The sequence below is a fragment of the Paenibacillus sp. 37 genome, from assembly GCF_008386395.1.
Lineage (GTDB): Bacteria > Bacillota > Bacilli > Paenibacillales > Paenibacillaceae > Paenibacillus > Paenibacillus amylolyticus_B.
Map to the genome: position 1 here is coordinate 4,314,657 of NZ_CP043761.1, position 20,757 is coordinate 4,335,413.

Below are 20,757 nucleotides of genomic sequence, written 5' to 3' on the forward strand. Positions count from 1 at the left end.
TTGCATAAAAATCAATATGCAGTTTCCGCATAGAGTAAGCTGATCAAGGGTGATATCTATGTATATAAGAATTCGTGATCTAAGAGAAGATAAAGATCTGACTCAACAACAAATGGCTAAGATGCTGAAAATTTCTCAAACAACATATTCTCGTTATGAAACTGGCGCTTTAGATATTCCAAGCTTTGTTCTTATCAAGCTGTCTGAATTCCATAATGTGAGTGTAGACTACATACTGGGACAAACTAACAATCCCAAACGATGTTAAGTCTACATCCTTCAAATGCTCTAGAGCGATAACGTGCTATCACAAAATCCTATTACAAATCAACCGTACAGAAAGGACACTATGAATCCTTCATCACTGTCAGCCAAATTACAACTTATCATTCCGCAGCTGGATCTGCGAAGCTGCCTCGTCAGCGTACGCGGTGAGATTATGTACGAACACTACCGCAACCAAGAGGCTGCGACCGATATTGCAAAAATCAATTCATGTACCAAGAGTGTGCTGTCCGCACTCATCTGTATAGCGATGTATGAAGGCTTGTTGCCAGAGGCATCAGCCCCAATCTCCACCTTTTTCCCACAGTTGACATCCGATCCTGACCCGCGTAAGCCAGCAATCACTCTGGAACAACTGCTCACCATGACAGCCGGATTCAACTGGGATGAGTTCGGTGGGCAAAATTCATTCCCTCGAATGACCCGCACCGATCATTGGGTGGATTTTACGTTGGAACAACGGTTAAGTCATGTACCGGGTACACATATGGAGTACAACTCAGGAGTATCACAGATCCTATCCGCCATTCTGATGCAAAATGCAGGTATGAATGTAGCCGAGTTCGCAGAACGTTATCTCTTTGACCCGCTAGGAATTAAGGATTATGAATGGGAAAGCGACCCCCAAGGTGTACACACCGGCGGATTCGGCCTTAAGATGTTACCCGTAGATCTGCTAAAATTCGGTCAGCTATTTCTACAGCAAGGGATGTGGGAGGGTAAGTCTCTCATTTCAAGTGATCTCGTATCCCGTTCGACTCAGCCATTCATTACAGTCAGCCCACCTAATTACGGCAGTTATGCTTGGCATTGGTGGGTCGATGTCTATCCGAATGAAAGGTCTGACGCGGAAGATATTGCTACTGAAGACACGCAATCCAATCTCCATTACTATTACGCGCGAGGGTTTGGTGGTCAGTATGTATATATTGTCCCTGAGCTGGAACTTGTTACGGTGTTAACCAATGACAAACGAAAGAAAGAGAAACCTCCACTGGATGTTTTCCCTCGATTAATCGCTCCTGAGCTGTGGAAAATGTTATAAATGCAGGCCGCTCTTTTATGTTGTTCGACCAATGGTTAGACCAATGAACCCCCAACCTGATGTAGGATAACCAATCCATAGGCTGAGGGTTTATTCGTTATGCCAATGCTTCTTCGATGGCAACCGTGATTGGATACGGACCAGACTCTTGATTAGAGAGCACAACCAGTTGTAGATCAAAGTCTGGATACACGGAAGACATGAACGACACCCCTGGATCAAACCCCATGACATGAAATTTAAAAATCTCCTCCCCCTTGCGGTCAATCCAGATCCCCTGCCCATAATACTCTTCATCTTCTTGATGAGCATGTGGAGTTAATAACTGCCGTGTTGTCTCAGCATTCAACAATTGGTGACCCAGTAAAGCATCCCAGAATCGAATCATATCCGGCGCGGTAACATAGGCCCCACCATCTGATCCACCTTTGACAGGAATGGAGAACATATTGGTGTTCCAGGAGCCATCTTCATGATCGATATACCCTAAAGCTGTGTTGCGCGGGAGCTGATCTGTTACGAAATAACCGGAGTCCTTCATGCCACAACTTTTGAAAATGTGCTCTTCCACATAATCTGTAAACGACAGTCCTGAATGTTGTTCCACAATAAGCCCCAGCACAATGAAACCCGCATTGTTGTAGTGAAAACGTTCACCCGGAGCAGACTTCATCGGCAGATGCTGAAACATGGGCAGAAAGTCACTTAAACGCCGCATCGCGTAGACGGGTCTGTCTTTCCATAATTCTGAAAAGTCATCCATCACTTCTTCATCGAAATAATCCGGAATGCCTGACGTATGTGTTAACAACTGCTGAATGGTAATTCCTTCGTCCCATAATGAAAACTCCACATCCAACACATCGTCCAGCTTGGAATCGGCATACAACTTACCCGCTTCAATGAGTTGGCATATACTCACTGCCGTGAAGATCTTACATCCTGATGCAATGCCGAACCGTGTGTCCACCTGATTGGCAAGCTCTTCACTGCGATTCGCATAACCACGTTTCATATTCAAAAGGGTTTTCCCGCCTTGTAGGAGTAATACAACACCCGAAAAATTCACGCGTTCCATGAATTCTTCTACTTTTGTTGTCAGCTCTAATACATTCAACATTTTGTTGTTCACCTACTTGTCTATGTATTCATTACATTCTCATTCTTAATTCTTCGTCATATCCTGCATACCTGCCATATTTTCATAAAAAGAAGGATTACTCCCTTATAAAAGGAAATACCCCTTCTTCATACAAGGTAAGACTAAGTTGAACAAAGTATGCTCAAATGCTGTTCAATCACTTGTTCTACTCGTTTTACTGTAAGTCTATCTGGCTGCATTAACATATGAATGGCGAGTCCATCCACAAGAGCATATAACTTCTCTATCTCCATCTCGGCATCCAGTTCAGGATGTGTCATCCCCTGCTTTTGCAACTCCTGAACCACCCATTGAACCGATCGATACATCCCCTGATGCATCTCATCACTTAACTTTTTTAATTCGGGGTACACCAATAATTTGGCTGTAAACGAAAACCATACCTCCATTTCCATCATTCTATCTTCATCCAACGGGAGAAATTGCAAGAGCAGATTCTTCATATCCTGCATTACAGATCCACTCATCTGTAATGCCTCCACCCTTTTCTGTACCCTTTCTGCAAAAAGATTCATGCAAAAGGTGAACAATTCGGCCTGTGTGGCAAAATAATGACGCATGGAACCTACAGATAGTCCCGCTTCCTTTGCTATATTGCGAACTGTAGCATGCTCCAGTCCATGCTCTTGAATGACCCGGATTGCTGCATCAGCAACGATTTTCCTCTGAGCTTCATGATCTACGATTTTTGGCATGACAACATTATACACCAGACTTCTATTTTAGTAATACACTGTGCTATAATATATTTTAATACATTGTACTAAATAAAAAACTGTAGGAGAGGAATTCATAAGATCATGCTTACAACTATTCCAACCAAAAAACGAAAGAGATTCAGAATTTTCATTATCATGGTGAAGCTGCTCTGCATAGTGCTACTACTAATTGGTGCAGCATTCCTCTATGAGTGGTTTGCTTCTTCGCAGGCCAAAAAGGATTTTCCACCTCCGGGTACGTTAGTTCAAATCGGCGGTTACCAACTGCACATTCACAAACAAGGCAATGGCTCGCCGACCATACTTATGGAGGCTGGAAGTGGTGAGACGAGTTTGTCGTGGAGAGACATTCCTGCGGCACTCGCCCAACATGCAACGGTGGTCACATATGATCGTGCAGGATATGCCTGGAGTGAATCTGCCCCTACAGAACGTACAGGTTCGAATATCGTCAAAGAGCTACATGCAGCTCTGGAGAAGGAGAATATTCAGGGACCTTACGTTATGGTAGGTCATTCCCTTGGTGGTATGTATGCCAGACTCTTTGCACAGACCTATACAAGTGAGGTTCAGAGCCTTGTCCTCATTGACGCGAGACCTGAAAATGATGAACAGAATACAAAGGCTTTGTTGGAACAGGCTCAGTTTCAGGGAAACCCGTCTGCCTCCTTCCTATCCTTACTGAAGTTATCCGGCGCTTTCAGATTATTTCCAGACTTTTTGCTGGATGGTCTGGTTACCAAGCAAGATCGAGATACTTTTGTTAATGTGATTGCCACGCCCTCCTTTTTTCATGCCAAAGAAGAAGAAGCCTTACTCGCCCATTTAACAGAAGATGCCATTCGTGGCCAAAATCTTGGATCAATACCTGTACGTATCATTGCACGCGGACGTCCTCAAGACTATGCTCAAGCAGGGATTTCGGTTGAAATGGGGCAGAAGCTCGAATCCATATGGCAATCGGGGCAGCATAACATGTTGAATATATCGAAGGATAGTCAGCTCATCGTGGCCACCCGCAGTGGTCATATGGTTATCCACGATGAACCCGAACTGGTTGTGAAAACAATCCTTGCGTTAATCTCTGATAAGTAGAGGTGTGTTTTTTCAGCAGATCCAGGGCTCGTTATAATGTTAAAGGGCTGTTCCAATAGCCATGTGTATGACTTGGAACAGCCCTTTAAGCAATATATTAAGATTAGTTCTATTTGGCTGCATGCCTCAAGGCAACAAAATTTAGCGCAACGCTTGCAGGTCAACCTCAGGACTTCCTGCACTTTTCTGCGTTTCACGAGGAGACCTCGTGTTAACCAGGTAATACAGTGTGGCGTAGATTGTCATGATAAACGTGCCAAAGAACAGACAAAACGCAAGTGACGGGCGGCTTACACTTTCGTGCATCAGCTCAACCAGCGTCTCGCGATTCGTCAGTGCATCCCAGCTATTCAGTCGATATACACGTCCAAGCAATACCCCGTAACTTCCCAAAGCACTACCTGCGAGTACAAAGATCCAGGATGCCCAGCGTCCAATTCGGTGATAGATCACTTCCTGAAGCTGATACATGGACAAGAAGCCAAGCAGGAGCCCCGTCCAGACAAACATTAAAACAACACTCAAGTCGTACCAATAGGTGTAGTCCACTCCATTTCCACCATAATACCGGGAACTTCTCGCTGTCAGATGAACCAAATCCGTAACAATGTAAGAAGAGTTCGGGAAAAATAACAACCACAGCAGACCACTTGCTATTGCAAGCCATGCGGCACCTTTCCATTTCGCATCACTTAGAAGATAGGCTGCATAAGAGAACACAAAGGGAATCCAGCCCAAAAACAGATTCCAGATCAGGAAGCGGAAATAACGCTGATCCAGCCAATCTGCGGCTACATAGTGCAAGCCAAGCGTTACTGCTGTGACCACACAAAGGAAAATAAATATGCGAATATAATTCAGTTTTCTCAATGATTCTGACCTCACTTGATAAAATTCAAATTAATTTCGAAAATATCGGATGATTTCTTCCTTGTTCTTTTCAACACGCAAATTCAATCCACGTTTATCCTTTAATCCATACTGCTGTAATTCATGGCCTGGATCAAGCACCAACGGTTTAGTCGCCACATCGACAAGCAAGTCCATCGTCAATTGATAGGTTTCCCGTATCTTGTCCATTGGCAGAGAGGATTCATACCGTTTAATCAGCTCAATCAGACGTTCAGCATACATGAGACGAACCATACTGTCCGCACTCTTCATTTGTCTTGAAGCAAATGCTGTAATTGCCGTAATAATACTGGGTTCTGTCCGATGTTTGGCAATCAACGCAAGCTCATCCACCGCATCCCAATTCATGATAGACAGCTCGGAACTTAATTGTTGAATTCGCTCCCCTATCCATTGTTCCTCTAACGCTTGGGGTACGTTCCATCGCTTATAGTCCGCATACACACCTTCTCGATGCATCTTTACAGCGCTCCCGTAATATTTGACAAACACATCCTTGGCTATACTCCAATCGGTCTCTTCCATCTTTAACCACCACCATGCCTATTCCTATTTGTGCGTACGCTTTTATCCATACACAATACATAAATTTACTACTCTCCAAGCATACTAGAATCATACCATTTACCAAAGGAGAATCAAATTACCAATGAATCCGAATTCGATGAACCCACAGAATGTAGTACAACCTACTTTAAACGCAAATCCCAATGTTACGCCTAACATGAATCATGGCGGTCATGAGATGTTCGATGTGCATGAGATCCTGTCCTCCACCATTAATGTGCTGGATCAATATATGATCTTCCGTACATTCGTGCAGAGCCAGGAACTGATTGGCATTCTGGACCGGCAGTATAACTTCATTTTATCCCAGTACAATCTGACAGCAGAGTGTTTTGCATCCGGACAGAAGCCTCATCAAGAGACAGCTACCTATATGATCCCCAACATGGTACCACCGGTATATGGCCTTAAGCCATCAGCACCGAAAAAACCAAACCAGAGCCTTGCTGACGTAAAGGATGCCGGAATTAGCGGTCATATGCTGGGACTGATCAAGTCACATGCGAGTTTGCTCGGCATGTCCTGTAGCGAGATCACAAATGGAACGGTTCGCCGAGTCATCGCTTCGCAGATCCAGCATTTTATCGAGATGGCCTATGAAATTTTCATGTTCCAGAATAAAAACGCCTATTACCAAGTACCTCAACTCACCCCAAGTGATACACAACAGATGCTTCAGGCATACATTCCAGCAACCGGAGCACCTCAGATGCCTAACAGCAATAAACCACTTCATTAAGTTAGAAAATAAAGTCTGAACACCTAGAACAGTCTCTTCAACCCATTTGGGTTTTAGGGGCTGTTTTTTGGTTATTTACAATCATTTTCCTACTGAAGACTCTTGATTTGGTTACCAGAAACTGGTTTAATCAATGACAAACCCGTACTTAGTCCACATACGGATCATACATATAAAATACGGTGAAATGCCGTTAAACGAGAATTCAAATGGCTTTTTCTTCATTATGGGGAGGTATACGAATGAGATGGAAGCAACCTGCTAAACTTGGTTTACTGGCTATGGCTCTCGGCTGTACTGCCATCGGCTCAACACTTACGACTTCAACAACGCTGGCTGCACCTGTTCCCGCTTCCAAAGCGGTGTATCATCAATTCCAAACGTATCGAACGGAAGCAGTGAAATCCACAGCGAGTGTGGCTAAAGCACGTAAATACCTGATGAATCATATCGATAAAGTCGGTCCTTGGCAGGCAACATTAATGACCCTGCAATTGGAGAATATGCAGAATATGAAGCTGGCGGATATGGATAACCAAATGTATACGGAACAGTTTCAACAAGCCCTATCTCAGGCCCATGAACAACTTGGTTACGAACAGAAGCTTACATACAGTCGTCTGCTGAAAGAAATTAAAGATCCGTCAGTGAGGAAAGTTCTGCAGGAAGCATCTGATCTCGGGTTCAAACTGGAAACCAGTGAGGGCTTGTATTACCCTATCATCAATTATGAGATCTACCAAAAGTTCAAACCTTTTGTTAAGGCTGATATTGCTGCATATATCGACATTATGGCTACGGAGTCCAATCAGATGACCACTTCGGATGGTGGCATTATCATTTCCTGGAACGAATTAATTCAGCGTACATTGGAGAAAGAAGCCTTTTTGAATAACTTCCCGAATTCCAATCGCACATCAACAGTGAAGCAGTGGTTATTTGTAGAATATGTGTTTTACGGAAGTGACAACACGCCTGCATATGATTGGTACACGGATGAAGAAATTCGCACCATGGACCCTGAGGTGAAACAGGCTTACGAGAAAGCTTTGGCTAAGCGGGAGCCTAATACGGGGAGTGTTCTTCTCGATACCATGGAAAAGATTTTGCAGGTTCTGAATCAGAACAATGATGAGCTTACACCTGAAGTCCGAGCAATCATTGAATCTGTTGAACAACACTTTGCCCTTGAATAATAAGGTGGAGCAAGTCACAAATGGAGTGCAAAAAAAGCGGCAATCCTCGGAACAGAGGTTGTCGCTTTTCAGTTTACATCTCGAGTCCTTACGTTCTGATCAAAGAGTTGTCGTGCATACCGATGTAAGTTTGTTCGGATTAACGACGAGATAGATGCCCTCAATCCGCTCTCCGGAAGGGTCCAACTCCAAACAGAGCACCTCGGACAACTGTCCTTCTTTCATCAATGCGAGTTGAAGCTCGCCATTAATCCACATCGGTACCCATTCTCTTTCACGCAATCGCGTAAGGACTCGCCGTGAGGTCAGGAGTGCAAGCACACCTTTGTGAACATGCATCGTTCTCATCACAGTATGCACAACGCCACCGCCATCTGCTGTAAATACAGGCTGATCTGCCAGTAACTCGAGCATCGCAGCGACATCATAACGAAGGAAAGCCGCTGTAAAACGGCTAAGCAATTCACCCTTGGCGATCATATCCGCATCACTCTGCTCGATCGGTGGAAGTTTTTCAGGCAAGTTCCGTCTGGCGCGGCTAAAGATTTGACGGCAGTTACTCTCCGTTTTGCCCAGCCAATCCGCTATTTCAGAATAGTCATACTGGAAAGCTTCACGAAGTACAAAAACAGCCCGTTCAACAGGCGAAAGCCGCTCCAACATGACCAGATAGGCGTAAGAAATCAGCTCTTTCTTCTGCATCGTTTCCTCTGGTATGTTTCCCGCTTTACTGTCTGCTATCGGTTCCGGAAGCCACTCTCCAACATAATTTTCCCTCTGGTTGCGGGCAGAATTGAGCAGATTCAAACTTCGGTTCACCACCAATCTGGCGATATAAGACTTCGGATTACGAATATCTTGAGTAGTATTGCTCTGAATCCCCGCAAAGCAATCCTGAACCATATCTTCAGCTTCTACCACACTGCCGAGCATGCGATAAGCGATTGAAAATGCATAATTTTTATACCGAATATACAGCTCACCAACATCCAGAGAAGACACTTCTGGCTCATTGGCGTGGAGATTGGAATTCATAAGAATGGCCTCCTCTGGCATGGTGCATGTATTTTAGTTAAAGCAGCCCGGATACATTCCTGTTGTAATCGCAATCCGGTTCCAGTTATTAATCGTGTTAATGGCAAGGATCAGATCCACCAGTTCGGATTCACTGAAATGTTCACGAACCTTATCGTACAACGCAAGGGGTACACCGTGTTCCGAGATACGGGTCACCGCCTCAGCCAGCTCCAGCATAACACGTTCTTGATCCGTGAAGAAAGACACTTCACGCCACACACTCAGCAATAGAATATGATCCGCATAATCTCCCAGTTTCATCAGATCTTTGGCATGCATATCGAGACAAAAGGCGCAGCCATTGATCTGAGACACACGGATTTTTAACAACTCATACAATACTTTATTATCAAATTGCCCGGATATATACTGCTCCATCGCCATCATCGCTTTAAAAGCGCCTGGACTCACTGCTCTGTAGTTGGTTCTTAAATTCATTTCATTCGCCTCCGTCATTTGGTTTACATACTGTAGACAAACGACGGCCGGGATCTGTGACATTTTTGCGAAAATCTTTTTATTCCCACAAGAATGGTTGCTCAACTAACGAATATTCACACTGAGATTCTGATGGCAGGACAACCTCCATGGAGTTAATAATCAGTAATGGAAAAACATACTGAATGGTTGTTCTCTTTTCTACAATTAACATCTAACGTAAGAAAAATCCGCTTTTTTCCGTATCCATGTACGGTTTTTGCTGTACCGTTTGTGATTTCAACCAAAAGTAGGTTGGATATATTGATAATTTGGACAAAAGAGTAGTAACATACGGCTAATAAAGTTAACTTTTCTGACATAAGAAAGAGAAATGTTTATTCATATTGGCAAGGAGTGTTTTACTATGATAACTTCCAACGCAAACCGTAAGGTGACGTCCGAATTGCCTAGAGGTTGTACATTCACCGCTGAAGACTGGCATGTATTATCACAATATTGGTATCCGGTAGCACAAGCTACCGAAGTAACAGACCACCCCCTGGCTGCTCAATTACTCGATGTGAAGCTGGTTCTCTATCGAAGTAATGATCAGGTTGTCGTAGCCAAGGATCTTTGCTTTCACCGCGGGGCCCCACTTAGCAAAGGCTGGGTAGAAAATGGTGAGATTGTCTGCCCTTATCACGGCTTCCGTTACAATTGTGAAGGTAAATGTACCGCAGTACCTGCACACCCAAGCTCCAAGATCTCGCCTAAGCTCAAACTTATCGTGTATCCGGCAGTTGAACGTTATGGCTTAATCTGGACCACTTTGGCGGGAACGGAAGAACAGATCCCCTCCTTCCCTGGATGGGATGATCCGGATTATATCAATATTTTGCCACCCAACTTTGACATTGCCGGTTCTTCTGGACGACAAATGGAGGGATTCCTCGATGTATCCCATTTTGCCTATGTGCATACGGAAACGTTTGGTGACAAAAACAACACAGAAGTCCCTCAATACAAAGTGAAACGTGAAGGTAATGAGTTACTGGCCGAGTATTGGAGTACGGTGAGCAACTATGGCAAAGGGCAAGATCTGGTTGCTCCAGAAGGTTTCCAATGGTTGCGTGAGTTTCGGGTATTCCCGCCTTTTGCGGCTTCTCTGACGGTACATTTCCCAGGAGACGACAAGCTGAATATTCTGAATTGTGCTTCGCCGATCTCTGCTCGTTATACCCGTCTATTCTGTCCAATCACACGAAACTTTGACAAAGACGCTCCTATTGAAGACACAATCAAGTTTAACTTGCAGGTATTTGAAGAGGACCGCGAGATGGTCGAGTCACAGAAACCGGAGGATCTGCCCCTGGATCTGCATGCCGAGGCCCATATTCCCGCTGACCGTACTTCAATTGCTTATCGTCAATTATTAACGGAAATTGGTTTGGGCCGAAATTACACATCGTAAGTAGATAGTATATAAGTTCAACTAATGAATATATTTACACTGGCATTCCGATGGAAGAATAACTTTCCGTTATCATGTAGATGTTTAGTTGAACACATATAGCCTCATTTAAAATTGTAAGGAACTCCAGACATGTTATTTCCCATAATCCCCGATATAAACACGTCAAACGGCTGTTTATTCTGATATAAGGTGTCTCAGATTCTTTAGATTTCTGGGCACGCTTCAAATCCTTGATTAAGACGACTACGATTCGTTAGCGCCTCATGCTTAGCTCTAAACACGGCTTTCCGCAAGTATGAAGACATCCTTAATCAAAAAAAGAAGCGTTCCTTTGCGGACGCCTCTTTTGCTTTACCTAATTCAACTGAATTACCTATGTGTATTTGATAAACGTTGCCTAATAAACGTCATCTTTCCTCTTGAATATTCGTATTCACAGGAAGCTCTCTATAATACGGGCAACCCGGTTCGTGGATAATACGTGGATCGACCCAAGTCCCCCAGTACGGAAGACGGTTTACGTAAGGTTGCATATTGGGCTGAGTATTTGGTGGCATGTTGGGTTGTGCATTGGGTGGCATATTCGGCTGTGTGTTTGGTTGCATGCTGGGTTGTGTGTTTGGTTGCATATTTGGTTGTACATTAGGCATTACGTACGGCTGATGATTCACATTCGGAGCACTGTTAGAGTTTGGGGCAGTGGAAGTCATACAATCTGCCGGCGGGCCAATAATCACTGTTTTTTGAATGGGAGCCAGCGCTTCTTGAACTTTTTTCTCATCTAGACAGTACGTATAAGCCAGAAGTTTGGTAGGTGTAAGTCGCAAGATGTCTGAGCCAAATATCGCTTCAGGCACCGGTGCATCGAAGATCGCCAGTAGATGGGTTTGATCTGCAGTAGCCACTTCATAATGCCACCAGCCTTGAGGTACATTCGCCACTTGCCCCGGAGTAATCGGGAAATGAAGCAACTCATTGGTAAACGGATTGATGAGGGACACGACGGCAGAACCGCTGATGCAATACACCAGTTCGGTTGCATTCTGATGAATATGAGGTTCTACCACATTGCCCGTGTTGAGAAAAATATCCAATAAAGAAGTATTGCCCAATGTGTTTAACTGGTTGATGGAAAGAGAGTTTATATAGTTATCCTCATCCTTCTTGAATAACGGATTCTTGCTCAAATCGTAAGTAAATTGGGTGGTGGGTAAAGTATAATCCATGTATGAGGTTGCCAAAATAAAACTCCTGCCCTTCGCTCTCGGTTTAGGTCATAACCTATATGCCAGCTTATGCCCAGCGCCCAGATACGTGAGCCCATTTCCGCCAAGTTTTCATCGCATAACAAATATCCCTGACTCAGATACACGGAGCAGGGATATTTGGCTATTATAATTTTTCTTCGTCGGAGATGTCCTCCCAACTGATCCCTAATGGAGTACTGTTCAAATTTACACTCTGAAGCCAGGTCATTCGCTTGACTATGTCCGGCATTCCTTCAATTAAACTATTCGTTATACTCAGATAACGCAGTTTCTTCAACTGCTCCAGTTCGGGTGGGATTTCACGAATGCCAGAGTAACTTATATCCAGACTCACAAGTTCGCTCAATTCACCAATCTCGGCTGGAATATGTTTCAGACCAAGATCCGACTTCTCCTTTGGCTTCCACCCGGTAGGAACATGATAAGAACTACCGCAATAAATTCTAAGCTCTCGAAGTTGTTTCAATTTTCCAATGTCTCGGTGAATACCTTCCAAATCCGCTGTCATGATCTCCAATTCTTCCAATGATGTCAGTTCAAAAAGGGCTGGAGGAAGTGTATAAATATCCTGCTCAAAAATCGTCAAACGTTTCAAGTGCTTTAATTCCCGAATCCGTTCCGGAATCTCTTTTAAGTAATGTGAACTAATATTCAGCACATCGGTTTGATGCCTGATTGCATCATCCAACAGTCGATGAATATCTTTCTGACGATTTAAATCAAAAAACAAGCCTGGAATACGCTCCATTAGCTCAATTGCTTCTTCTTGTGTAATGTGCATGCCATACATATGCTCATGAGCAACCGTGTAGAAGTAATCACTCCCATCCTCTTTCAGAAAACAAAGATCGTCCGGCAATGACGGATATAACCAGTCATGAAAGCGATTGGCTTCCTCCTTAAGGACCTGCCCGGATTCAGGCGTGCAACGATATATGTAATAGATGCCTTCTGCATACATGGCGCCACTTTGCATCATCATTTCTTCCATCGTACTGTTTTCAACTAGATACGGCTCAAGTCTCTGTAACACTTTGGCAACCCTCTCAGGTGTATCTCCCTCAACATACTTTCGGTCAACCAGCATAAAACGATCTGTCTTCTGGATCAATTCGTCAATCAACAGTTCATAGGCAGTTCCTCTTGGATCGGTGTGAAAAGCTACGGTTACCATATGCTCCCCCTCATGACTCTATATTCATTATTCTTCAATCTGCTGTATCACCTGAAACCATTGTGGCATAGGCTGATATCATCAATCCAGTTATTGGAGGCTTGTTACATGGCATACGGCCCTGGTTCAGTATCATCCCCGCAACCTGCGGGTTATCCTTACCCTTATTATCCACCCACACCGTATCCCTACCCTTATCCGTATCCATATCCATACCCACCCATCGTTCCTTTTCCACTACCATATCCGATCGGTGGTCCTTGGTGGCACGGTGGCTATCCCGGCGGTGGTTACCCCGGTGGACACCCTGGTCATTTCCCAGGAGGTGGCTATCCCGGCGGACCTCACGGCGGTCCAGGTGGTCCAGGTGGACACGGAGGACCTCCAGGCGGAGGATTTCACGGACATCGTTTCTTTCAGTGGTAATCATGAGACTTATCCAAAATCCAGGTTCAGATCAGATGAAGAAGCTGCTTCAGCAGCTTCTTTATTCATCTAGAACTATCCTCTAATCGTTTAGATTAATAGGTGATCTCATCCATCACCTTCAGATTTCGGTTCGACATGTGGAGGAGATCCGTGAAGGTAGGTGTAAGGTAATAAACAAAGTCCGGATCATGCACGTACATAATAATCTGTCCATACGTCCCTTCCTCCGTTGGATCAAAATCGAGCATCAGATACAGTGAACCTCCCGCGATCGTTGCAAATGGAATCCATGGTTTGTGGAACAGGTACGGCTTAATCTCAGGGTCCAACTGGCTGATCTCTTCCGCAGAATAATACTCTTCCAGCTTCTCATCCACTTCACAGAAGTATTGTTTGGTCTCTCGAATCTCTTCCAATGACATAAGATAAAATGGCGTACAACGCCCAGCCTCAGCATCACCCGGGTACAGCACATGCAACCCATAGCCACTACCATCTTTGCCTTGGTAAAAGGTACGAAAATCGCCAGGTAGCCTAATTCCATACTCCTTTTCGAATATATCGAGACTTTCTTCGGATGCCCCTTCCCGATGTTGATACTCTTCAAACAATTGGCGAATCTCTTGATCCTGTATTTTCTCATCCAACAAGCGATTCAGCTCGTCAATAAGTACGTTTAATGTTACATTCGACTCCGGTTTCACTAGACCTCCCCTTTCTTAGCTCCGCCATTCTCTTCTTGCACATATTGATGATATTCCCAAAACGCTTCTTCCTCTCCGCCACCTTCGATCAGGATCATGACTGCGTAAGATAACAAATTAAGCCATTGTTCCATCAACACTACCTGCTCGTCCGAGATGAGATTGTTTCTGCGGAGCATGCCCTCGGGTTCAACGGCCCAGGCACGTGCCATATGAGTAATTCCCCAAAGACATGCCATGACTCCCCGATCCAGTGAAGGCTGTGCAAGTTCTGGTGCCAGAACACGTAATATCTTCATCAATTCATGAAAATTCTCCTCAATCAAATGTCCGCGAAATGGGCGCAGACTGCCAATAAAACCGTTCTCCATCTTGGGATGACTCAGATCATCATAGTAAAAAGCATGACATTTTAATAACATTACAGCCTCTTCACGTTCCATGCCTTCACCCCTAAACAGGTCATAATGCTACCTCACCAGCGCAGAGGTTCTTCTCCACGCCACAATACATACCTCTCCAACTCACGAAAACTGCCTGTACCGATCCCGTACTCGTCCATTTCTTTGGAACAAAGATCGAGCACATGCAACATGCCACCATACGTGCCAACTGCAAGTTTGGACTGCCCTGGCGATACGGCGAGAGAATAGATGGTACTTCCCACAAAATGACGCCATACTTCCTTACCCTCGCCATTTACACAATATAGATAACCATATGCATCCCCCAGCACCATGCCTGCCTCTATTTCCACCGCTGCATACACTCGTGCATTCTCATCCATGACCGGCCAATCTTCCTTCGTTTCGTTGCCTGCAATTGATTCCAGCGGGACCTGTATCGTGACCCCATTATAGAAATGACATGCGTTAAACCAGACGCTCTGCTTAGCACTCATGAATGCGGCATAATGAGGGTAACTCGATTCTGGATAGAGGGAGTAAGTCTTGTTCACCTGACGGTCCATCACCATATGATTGCTCCCTTGGCTACCATAGGCAATCCATCGGCCATCCCGAGATACAGCAGCATGTCCCATATCTATCTGTGTATCCTCTAGTTCGTACTCTTCAATCTCTGCCAGATCGGGATGAAGCAAGGTCACCTCAGCTTGTGTGACCAGATATATCCCGTATCGTGAATGTATAAGTAGTGCCCTGCCTTCATCCATAGGTATAAGTCCCTCTAGTGTACGTTCGGGATGCTCACAATCAGCAAGTGATTCAATTCGAGGTGAGGACGACTGTATCCGGGATTGAATATCTACCCAACGATATGTCGCTATCTCTTGTCCTTCCAACTTGCGATCTGGCTGACGAATGACACGAATCCCATCCGGTCCTGCAAGCGCATAGTCCAATCCGTCTGATGAGCAACCTGCAAAAGTATACGAAGAAATCAACTGCCATCCGTGCTGATCCATCGTATAGATCTGACCATTCTCTGTGAAGATACCCGTGTTACATACACACGTTTCTTCGTTCAGATAACCTACAACTTTGACCGCCTGCATGGAAGCCTGAAACGCCTCATTCAGCGGCCACGTTGCTGCGGGCAGCTCACGTCGGAGCACCTCCAAGTCACCGTGGAGATTGGCTTGTCTCACCATATGGAATACTTCAGTACTCATTCCGCTTCTGGAGTCTCCCTCCAACTCGGATTCATCCGGTTGCTCTCCCTGCATACTTCTCTGGACAAATGAATTGACATCCTTTGCATAACGCTTGCCTTCATTGCGCCATTGTTCCGCAATGTCTTCCTTTAACCAACTCATAGGTGTCCCTCCACTCTGCCCCTATTCATATGCCGTACAATAATGTGCCTGCAAGAACAAACTGATTTCGTTATCCGTTGCCTCCTCCGCACCATTCTTTTCTTCATAGAACAGGGCAACTTCTCTCCCAGCAGCATAGTTAAATCGTAAATATCCTCCCATCGACACCATGAACATCTTGCACATGTACTCATTCTCCAACACAGCGTCCCACTTAAATTCTGTTTTGCATGTATCGGCGAGTTCCTTCATGGAGCTTCCCTGTTCCGTGCCTGAAAAATGGTAAAATGTATGTTTCCGCAACTCATTCCACGGCTCAAAGTAAAGTGGCGTTATTGGATTATCCTGATGGTAATACCCACAATAGATCCGATCAAGCGTTTCGCCAAATTCAGTCTCCGAGCATGTCCATAAGGTGATATTCTCATCATGACGCGGTAGCCACAACAGTCCCTCAACTTCCGGATGAACAGCAAGGAAATCTCCATCTACAGAACTGCCGATGGAGATGCACTGCTCAAGTTGATGTTGACTTATAGGCGAATCATCCGTATGTATCCAAAAATCATATTCCACAAAAGGCTTCAACACTTCTGGGTCTGGCCTCTGCACATTCATCCATCCCGTATATGTACCTTCCCCGTAGTGTTCAATCCAGGTGCGGTATGACAAAGGTAGCGAGATGGCGTGCTGTTGTTCAAAGTGATCCAGTTCCTCCGCTGGAACCGGCTTAAGTACACGGGATACAATATACATTTGTCGACATCTCCCATCTCAATTTGGTTCATTCGCTACAGATCTAAGCCAGTTCTTCCTGTACAATGTCAGTCTGTACCCCTTTACGATTCAGAATACGAATGGCAAAGGCATCATATCCATCACGTTTGACCTGATCAAAATGCATGCGCTCTCCCGTAATCAGTTCATATGCACCATTTTCATCTACATCTTCGCCGAACTCTTCATCCCATGGCACATTGTAGTAGGCCGTCAATTCCACCTCAAAGATGTCCTCTCCTTCAACATCCAGATAAGGGCGAAGAGGTCTGTCACGTAGTGATTCTTCCGAATAGGTCTCACATAACATGGCATCATATCCGTGCTTGGCGGCATCAATGAGCAGATAGCGTTCACCTGTAACGGTATGCTCCGCATATACAAGAAGCGGTGTCGAATCATGCCAGGTAATCAGATCATCTTCCATCAAGTCACCATAATAAAAAATATGGAATTTATCATGACCATCACTCGTTTGAAGTTTGCCTTTCCACTCCACTTCCTCGGAATTAATGTCGTTGTCCTTTCTTGTCAAACCTTCCAGATAAGCAGGTCCGTGTTGCACACCATACTCATTCATCATCTCGCCTCCGATTTGTTCATTCGAATAGTAACTACTTTGTGCTCCTCATCCACCGTCAGTTTCACATCGATGTTTAGCTTGTCACGGAATAGCGCCGTAATATTGATATAAGGATCCCGGGCAGCTTCACTACTACCGCCACTGTTACGGCTCATTCCCTGATGAATTATGGACTTCACCAATTCGTTATCCGCTTTGCCAGTGTTATCGTAGGAGTAAATCACCTGCCCATCCTGATCATACAGATTCAAGACCGTTGAAAAATCATTGGCGTTCTCATACTGTTTCTCGGTCTGTACGTAGTTGTGGTCCGTATGTTGATAGTTTATAGTACCAGCCAGATATGGATTGTCCCCACCGGGCTTCACTTCATACTCCCGATAAGCCAGATTAAACAGGTATTGGATATGACTCATATCGATCCGGTAATAAAACTGACGGTTATCCTCTTGTTTATCCATCGCCGCAAAACTGTTAATCAGCGGCCAGGCTTCATAGGACTTCCCTTTAACATCAACCGCGAGAGCATAGTCAGATAGGACTGTCTGTTTTTGAAATATGCCATAAGTCTGTAAAATAAAATAAGCCGGAATCATCAACATACCCAGAATGATTGCAAAAATAGTTAATTTAAATCGTAGTTTCATGTTCTACTCTCCCTTGCAGCTTTAACGCTTCATCTTCGCTTTCAGTCTCATCCAGTCTTGTGCTGAAGCTTCGACAGTGTACGAACAACCACATCCCTGTTCTTCGCATCCTTAATATAAGCCGGGATACTATGTGAAGCCGTTCTTATAGGCATATTTGCATGTTTTACACGCAGATCTGCGGAAACATAAGCGATGAGATAATTTAGGTGCTCCCGATTCACAGCCCATATTATTTTTCCTCTGAAATCATCCATAAAGTATAATTCCAAACCGAACACTGGATCTTTCCCTGCACGAATCTCGGAAAAACACCTTCCGTATATCGGCTTGGCATGTAGCTCAACCTGATTTACAGAACCACAATGCGGACATTCCACATGCGTTGATCGGTGAGACGTCTTCTTCTCGTCTGTGACTTCCATGTTGAACCAGCGTTCACATACAGCACAATTCCCCTTGGCTTTATATTGATACACTGATTCTTCAAGAGCTTGAGCGTAACATACAAAACACTTCCATCCCAGTTGATTGTTCCGTTTTTCTATAGATGCGCGCCCACCGCATTGGGGACATTTCACATCAACCTGCTCGCCCCGACGAAGTACCGAATAGAAACTGTACTTATACGCACCTTCATCTTCGAAACGTTTCATTCCGTATCCACCCTTCCTTCTGTAACTAAGATATACACAGCCTGAAAATACGTAACATTTACCAATCCATCTCTCTAAAATTATATGTAACTCCGTTCCTCAGCACAAGAATGGAAGCAAGATTGTTGGAAATACCTCTAATACGACATACCCAAGTGTGTGCCCCGTCACACCAGCTCCTGCCTCAATAACGTAATCTATAACTACATAACTACTGAAATGAAAGAAAATCTGCTTTTTGGATTGTGAAAAACATCACTTGAGTAAAGGTTGTGCAACTATGTTCTCCTTACTGAATGTATATAAATGGTCACTCGTATTCGCCATATTCACAGCAACTCTCTCTCACTGTAGTTCCGCCGATACAGTTAAACCTGTTCACAACGATGAAGTCTCCTACTCTGCGGCCAGTCAACCTCCGGTGGACCCAATCATTCGCAGAGAAGGAACTACGGTATATATTGAAATGACGTCCCAGGTTACAGATGTCGAAATCTCCGAAGGTGTGATCTATAACGCTTGGACATTTAATGGTACCGTTCCCGGACCCGTCCTGCGAGTGACCGAGGGAGACACCTTGGTGTTCACGTTGAAAAATAAAGATTCCAGCCTGCCTCACTCCATGGATTTCCACGCTGTACATGCTGCTCCCAGCAGCAAATTTATTGATGTTATGCCAGGCGAGGAAGGCACGTTCACCTATCCCACCTCCTCACCCGGTGTATTCATGTATCACTGTGGAACCAAACCGGTTCTTGCCCATATCGCAAACGGGATGTACGGCATGATTATTGTGGAGCCCAAAGCTGGATACCCTTCTGATCACTTGATTGATCGTGAGTATACCCTTGTTCAGAGTGAATGGTACAAAGAGCATGATTATGAAGCTTTTTTGAACGGAGAACCGGATTATGTCGTATTTAACGGCAATGATTATGGATTAGTTAAACATCCCCTGTTAGCCAAAGTAGGAGATACGGTGCGGATCTATGTCAGTAATGCCGGACCCAATGAAGTCTCATCCTTCCATATTGTCGGTACCATTATGGACCGTGTGTATACCGATGGGAATCCACGCAACATCCAGTATGGAATACAGACGGTTATGCTTCCCGCAAGTGGTGGAGCTGTCGTAGAGTTCACCGTGACCGAAGAAGGCGATTATGCGATTGTAACCCACCAGTTCAACCATGTAGCCAAAGGCGCTGCCGCTGTTCTGCGTGTGACCAAGGATGGTACTGATCATGGTGGACCCGCGATGTCTCACTGAGACATGACAATAGATAATGGCTATACCTATCCTGAACAATTCGAGGTGATTAAATGATGATCTGTACACACGAAGCGAAGGATGCCTGTTTCTCCAAAGTATCTCTGTTCCAGCATCTTGATCCAGCCGAAGCTGCATTGCTGACCTCCCTTCTGCATACCCGCAAATATAACAAAGGCGAAGTTGTCGTTCAGGAGGGCGAACGCTCAGATACGCTTTACGTGGTTCATCAGGGATGTGTAAAGTTATCCAAATACAATGAAAATGGCAAGGAACATATTATCCGGTTTCTGTTTCCCGGAGATTTCTTCGGACAAGATTCCCTGTTACACCAAAAACCACATGCCGCGAACGCCGAAGTTCTGGAGCCTTCGGCCATCTGCTCTATCAGCAAGCATGACTTTGACCAGTTAATGGAACATGATCCAAAGCTTGCTTATCATTTCCTGCTTGCCATTTCCAATCTTCTCCGTGAAACCGATGAATGGAACAGCTCGCTCAGTGCGATGACAACGGAACAGAAGATTGCCAAGTTGCTTTTGTATTTTCATACCCGAAATCATGCAAGGCATGAGATCCGTTTGCCTGTTTTCAAAAAAGATATGGCACTGTTGCTTGGCATCACCCCCGAAACACTTAGTCGTAAACTCGCCACGATGCAGACCCAGGGACTGCTTCAGGTTACAGGGAACTGCATCCTTATTCTTCAACTGGAGCAGCTTAGGGAAATGGTTCCGTTCTGAACTAAAGATTATTTGCACTAACACCACGAGGGCAGAAT

General features: G+C 44.7%; 24 protein-coding genes. 9 read left to right on the top strand and 15 right to left on the bottom strand.

From position 1 onward, the window contains the following. Positions 1-58: 58 nt before the first annotated feature. Both F0220_RS18375 and F0220_RS18380 read left to right on the top strand, forming a co-directional pair. A complete protein-coding gene (locus tag F0220_RS18375; RefSeq protein WP_105599306.1) occupies positions 59-268 on the top strand; it encodes a helix-turn-helix domain-containing protein in 210 nt (69 codons plus the stop codon). Between the two features lie 81 nt (positions 269-349). After that, positions 350-1,330 (top strand): serine hydrolase domain-containing protein, encoded by a 981-nt coding sequence (locus tag F0220_RS18380; protein ID WP_105599307.1) that lies wholly within the window; start codon positions 350-352, stop codon positions 1,328-1,330. A 97-nt stretch (positions 1,331-1,427) separates the two neighbouring features. On the opposite strand, the gene F0220_RS18385 is transcribed toward F0220_RS18380, so the two are convergent. Both F0220_RS18385 and F0220_RS18390 read right to left on the bottom strand, forming a co-directional pair. Then, complete coding sequence (locus F0220_RS18385) at positions 1,428-2,450, bottom strand: serine hydrolase domain-containing protein (protein WP_105599308.1); 1,023 nt, start codon at positions 2,448-2,450, stop codon at positions 1,428-1,430. Between the two features lie 143 nt (positions 2,451-2,593). Next, positions 2,594-3,187 (bottom strand): TetR/AcrR family transcriptional regulator, encoded by a 594-nt coding sequence (locus tag F0220_RS18390; RefSeq protein WP_091017834.1) that lies wholly within the window; start codon positions 3,185-3,187, stop codon positions 2,594-2,596. Between the two features lie 105 nt (positions 3,188-3,292). Between F0220_RS18390 and F0220_RS18395 the strand changes: the two genes are divergently transcribed. Then, complete coding sequence (locus F0220_RS18395; protein ID WP_181155468.1) at positions 3,293-4,306, top strand: alpha/beta fold hydrolase; 1,014 nt, start codon at positions 3,293-3,295, stop codon at positions 4,304-4,306. A gap of 141 nt (positions 4,307-4,447) precedes the next feature. Here F0220_RS18395 and F0220_RS18400 read toward each other — a convergent pair whose 3' ends face one another. Continuing rightward, positions 4,448-5,176, bottom strand: coding sequence for a DUF1361 domain-containing protein (locus tag F0220_RS18400; protein WP_105599309.1), 729 nt, complete (start codon positions 5,174-5,176; stop codon positions 4,448-4,450). 30 nt (positions 5,177-5,206) lie between these two features. Beyond that, a complete protein-coding gene (locus F0220_RS18405) occupies positions 5,207-5,743 on the bottom strand; it encodes a hypothetical protein (protein ID WP_091017837.1) in 537 nt (178 codons plus the stop codon). A 139-nt stretch (positions 5,744-5,882) separates the two neighbouring features. On the opposite strand from F0220_RS18405, the gene F0220_RS18410 reads away from it, so the two are divergent. Together F0220_RS18410 and F0220_RS18415 are read left to right on the top strand one after the other, a co-directional pair. Further along, the gene (locus F0220_RS18410) at positions 5,883-6,524 is read left to right on the top strand and encodes a spore coat protein (protein ID WP_373419867.1); all 642 of its coding nucleotides are present in this window, start codon (positions 5,883-5,885) and stop codon (positions 6,522-6,524) included. A gap of 242 nt (positions 6,525-6,766) precedes the next feature. Beyond that, positions 6,767-7,720, top strand: coding sequence for a hypothetical protein (locus F0220_RS18415; RefSeq protein ID WP_105599310.1), 954 nt, complete (start codon positions 6,767-6,769; stop codon positions 7,718-7,720). Between the two features lie 99 nt (positions 7,721-7,819). Here F0220_RS18415 and F0220_RS18425 read toward each other — a convergent pair whose 3' ends face one another. Then, positions 7,820-8,755: a sigma-70 family RNA polymerase sigma factor gene (locus F0220_RS18425; protein WP_105599311.1), complete on the bottom strand. Its 936-nt coding sequence runs from the start codon at positions 8,753-8,755 to the stop codon at positions 7,820-7,822. A 33-nt stretch (positions 8,756-8,788) separates the two neighbouring features. Beyond that, positions 8,789-9,235 carry a carboxymuconolactone decarboxylase family protein gene (locus tag F0220_RS18430; RefSeq protein WP_105599312.1) on the bottom strand — a complete coding sequence of 149 codons (447 nt, stop codon included), beginning with the start codon at positions 9,233-9,235 and terminating at the stop codon, positions 8,789-8,791. Between the two features lie 406 nt (positions 9,236-9,641). On the opposite strand from F0220_RS18430, the gene F0220_RS18435 reads away from it, so the two are divergent. Beyond that, positions 9,642-10,688 (top strand): aromatic ring-hydroxylating oxygenase subunit alpha, encoded by a 1,047-nt coding sequence (locus F0220_RS18435; protein WP_105599313.1) that lies wholly within the window; start codon positions 9,642-9,644, stop codon positions 10,686-10,688. A gap of 410 nt (positions 10,689-11,098) precedes the next feature. Here F0220_RS18435 and F0220_RS18440 read toward each other — a convergent pair whose 3' ends face one another. Both F0220_RS18440 and F0220_RS18445 read right to left on the bottom strand, forming a co-directional pair. Then, on the bottom strand, positions 11,099-11,932 hold the full coding sequence (locus F0220_RS18440; RefSeq protein WP_105599314.1) for a cupin domain-containing protein: 834 nt from the start codon (positions 11,930-11,932) through the stop codon (positions 11,099-11,101). 151 nt (positions 11,933-12,083) lie between these two features. Continuing rightward, on the bottom strand, positions 12,084-13,133 hold the full coding sequence (locus F0220_RS18445; RefSeq protein ID WP_105599315.1) for a leucine-rich repeat domain-containing protein: 1,050 nt from the start codon (positions 13,131-13,133) through the stop codon (positions 12,084-12,086). 108 nt (positions 13,134-13,241) lie between these two features. On the opposite strand from F0220_RS18445, the gene F0220_RS18450 reads away from it, so the two are divergent. After that, entirely contained in the window at positions 13,242-13,559 is a 318-nt protein-coding gene (locus tag F0220_RS18450) for a hypothetical protein (RefSeq protein WP_105599316.1), read from the top strand. A gap of 95 nt (positions 13,560-13,654) precedes the next feature. Here the strand turns inward: F0220_RS18450 and F0220_RS18455 are convergent, their stop codons facing one another. The 7 genes from F0220_RS18455 to F0220_RS18485 are packed head-to-tail and all read right to left on the bottom strand — an operon-like array spanning position 13,655 to position 18,706. Further along, complete coding sequence (locus F0220_RS18455) at positions 13,655-14,266, bottom strand: SMI1/KNR4 family protein (protein ID WP_105599317.1); 612 nt, start codon at positions 14,264-14,266, stop codon at positions 13,655-13,657. Continuing rightward, positions 14,266-14,709, bottom strand: coding sequence for a hypothetical protein (locus F0220_RS18460; RefSeq protein WP_105599318.1), 444 nt, complete (start codon positions 14,707-14,709; stop codon positions 14,266-14,268). Before F0220_RS18460 ends, F0220_RS18455 begins: the two co-directional genes overlap by 1 nt. Positions 14,710-14,741: 32 nt before the next feature. Continuing rightward, positions 14,742-16,043 (bottom strand): hypothetical protein, encoded by a 1,302-nt coding sequence (locus F0220_RS18465; protein ID WP_105599319.1) that lies wholly within the window; start codon positions 16,041-16,043, stop codon positions 14,742-14,744. Between the two features lie 21 nt (positions 16,044-16,064). Further along, entirely contained in the window at positions 16,065-16,799 is a 735-nt protein-coding gene (locus F0220_RS18470) for an SMI1/KNR4 family protein (protein ID WP_091017860.1), read from the bottom strand. A gap of 43 nt (positions 16,800-16,842) precedes the next feature. Then, positions 16,843-17,403, bottom strand: coding sequence for a hypothetical protein (locus F0220_RS18475; protein WP_091017861.1), 561 nt, complete (start codon positions 17,401-17,403; stop codon positions 16,843-16,845). Further along, the gene (locus F0220_RS18480) at positions 17,400-18,050 is read right to left on the bottom strand and encodes a hypothetical protein (protein ID WP_091017863.1); all 651 of its coding nucleotides are present in this window, start codon (positions 18,048-18,050) and stop codon (positions 17,400-17,402) included. Before F0220_RS18480 ends, F0220_RS18475 begins: the two co-directional genes overlap by 4 nt. A gap of 47 nt (positions 18,051-18,097) precedes the next feature. Further along, a complete protein-coding gene (locus F0220_RS18485; protein ID WP_105599320.1) occupies positions 18,098-18,706 on the bottom strand; it encodes a hypothetical protein in 609 nt (202 codons plus the stop codon). A 280-nt stretch (positions 18,707-18,986) separates the two neighbouring features. Here F0220_RS18485 and F0220_RS18490 point away from each other — a divergent pair, with 280 nt between their 5' ends. Both F0220_RS18490 and F0220_RS18495 read left to right on the top strand, forming a co-directional pair. Further along, positions 18,987-19,976 (top strand): multicopper oxidase domain-containing protein, encoded by a 990-nt coding sequence (locus F0220_RS18490; protein WP_105599321.1) that lies wholly within the window; start codon positions 18,987-18,989, stop codon positions 19,974-19,976. Positions 19,977-20,029: 53 nt separating this feature from the next. Beyond that, positions 20,030-20,719, top strand: a complete 690-nt coding sequence (locus tag F0220_RS18495) for a Crp/Fnr family transcriptional regulator (protein ID WP_091017869.1) — start codon at positions 20,030-20,032, stop codon at positions 20,717-20,719. Positions 20,720-20,757: the final 38 nt, after the last annotated feature.

Bases quoted from the DNA above. Each gene is read 5' to 3' on its own strand.
- F0220_RS18375 (WP_105599306.1), top strand. From the start codon at position 59: ATGTATATAAGAATTCGTGATCTAAGAGAAGATAAAGATCTGACTCAA.
- F0220_RS18380 (WP_105599307.1), top strand. From the start codon at position 350: ATGAATCCTTCATCACTGTCAGCCAAATTACAACTTATCATTCCGCAG.
- F0220_RS18385 (WP_105599308.1), bottom strand. From the start codon at position 2,450: ATGTTGAATGTATTAGAGCTGACAACAAAAGTAGAAGAATTCATGGAA.
- F0220_RS18390 (WP_091017834.1), bottom strand. From the start codon at position 3,187: ATGCCAAAAATCGTAGATCATGAAGCTCAGAGGAAAATCGTTGCTGAT.
- F0220_RS18395 (WP_181155468.1), top strand. From the start codon at position 3,293: ATGCTTACAACTATTCCAACCAAAAAACGAAAGAGATTCAGAATTTTC.
- F0220_RS18405 (WP_091017837.1), bottom strand. From the start codon at position 5,743: ATGGAAGAGACCGATTGGAGTATAGCCAAGGATGTGTTTGTCAAATAT.
- F0220_RS18410 (WP_373419867.1), top strand. From the start codon at position 5,883: ATGAACCCACAGAATGTAGTACAACCTACTTTAAACGCAAATCCCAAT.
- F0220_RS18415 (WP_105599310.1), top strand. From the start codon at position 6,767: ATGAGATGGAAGCAACCTGCTAAACTTGGTTTACTGGCTATGGCTCTC.
- F0220_RS18425 (WP_105599311.1), bottom strand. From the start codon at position 8,755: ATGAATTCCAATCTCCACGCCAATGAGCCAGAAGTGTCTTCTCTGGAT.
- F0220_RS18430 (WP_105599312.1), bottom strand. From the start codon at position 9,235: ATGAATTTAAGAACCAACTACAGAGCAGTGAGTCCAGGCGCTTTTAAA.
- F0220_RS18435 (WP_105599313.1), top strand. From the start codon at position 9,642: ATGATAACTTCCAACGCAAACCGTAAGGTGACGTCCGAATTGCCTAGA.
- F0220_RS18445 (WP_105599315.1), bottom strand. From the start codon at position 13,133: ATGGTAACCGTAGCTTTTCACACCGATCCAAGAGGAACTGCCTATGAA.
- F0220_RS18450 (WP_105599316.1), top strand. From the start codon at position 13,242: ATGGCATACGGCCCTGGTTCAGTATCATCCCCGCAACCTGCGGGTTAT.
- F0220_RS18460 (WP_105599318.1), bottom strand. From the start codon at position 14,709: ATGGAACGTGAAGAGGCTGTAATGTTATTAAAATGTCATGCTTTTTAC.
- F0220_RS18465 (WP_105599319.1), bottom strand. From the start codon at position 16,043: ATGAGTTGGTTAAAGGAAGACATTGCGGAACAATGGCGCAATGAAGGC.
- F0220_RS18470 (WP_091017860.1), bottom strand. From the start codon at position 16,799: ATGTATATTGTATCCCGTGTACTTAAGCCGGTTCCAGCGGAGGAACTG.
- F0220_RS18475 (WP_091017861.1), bottom strand. From the start codon at position 17,403: ATGATGAATGAGTATGGTGTGCAACACGGACCTGCTTATCTGGAAGGT.
- F0220_RS18480 (WP_091017863.1), bottom strand. From the start codon at position 18,050: ATGAAACTACGATTTAAATTAACTATTTTTGCAATCATTCTGGGTATG.
- F0220_RS18485 (WP_105599320.1), bottom strand. From the start codon at position 18,706: ATGAAACGTTTCGAAGATGAAGGTGCGTATAAGTACAGTTTCTATTCG.
- F0220_RS18490 (WP_105599321.1), top strand. From the start codon at position 18,987: ATGTTCTCCTTACTGAATGTATATAAATGGTCACTCGTATTCGCCATA.
- F0220_RS18495 (WP_091017869.1), top strand. From the start codon at position 20,030: ATGATGATCTGTACACACGAAGCGAAGGATGCCTGTTTCTCCAAAGTA.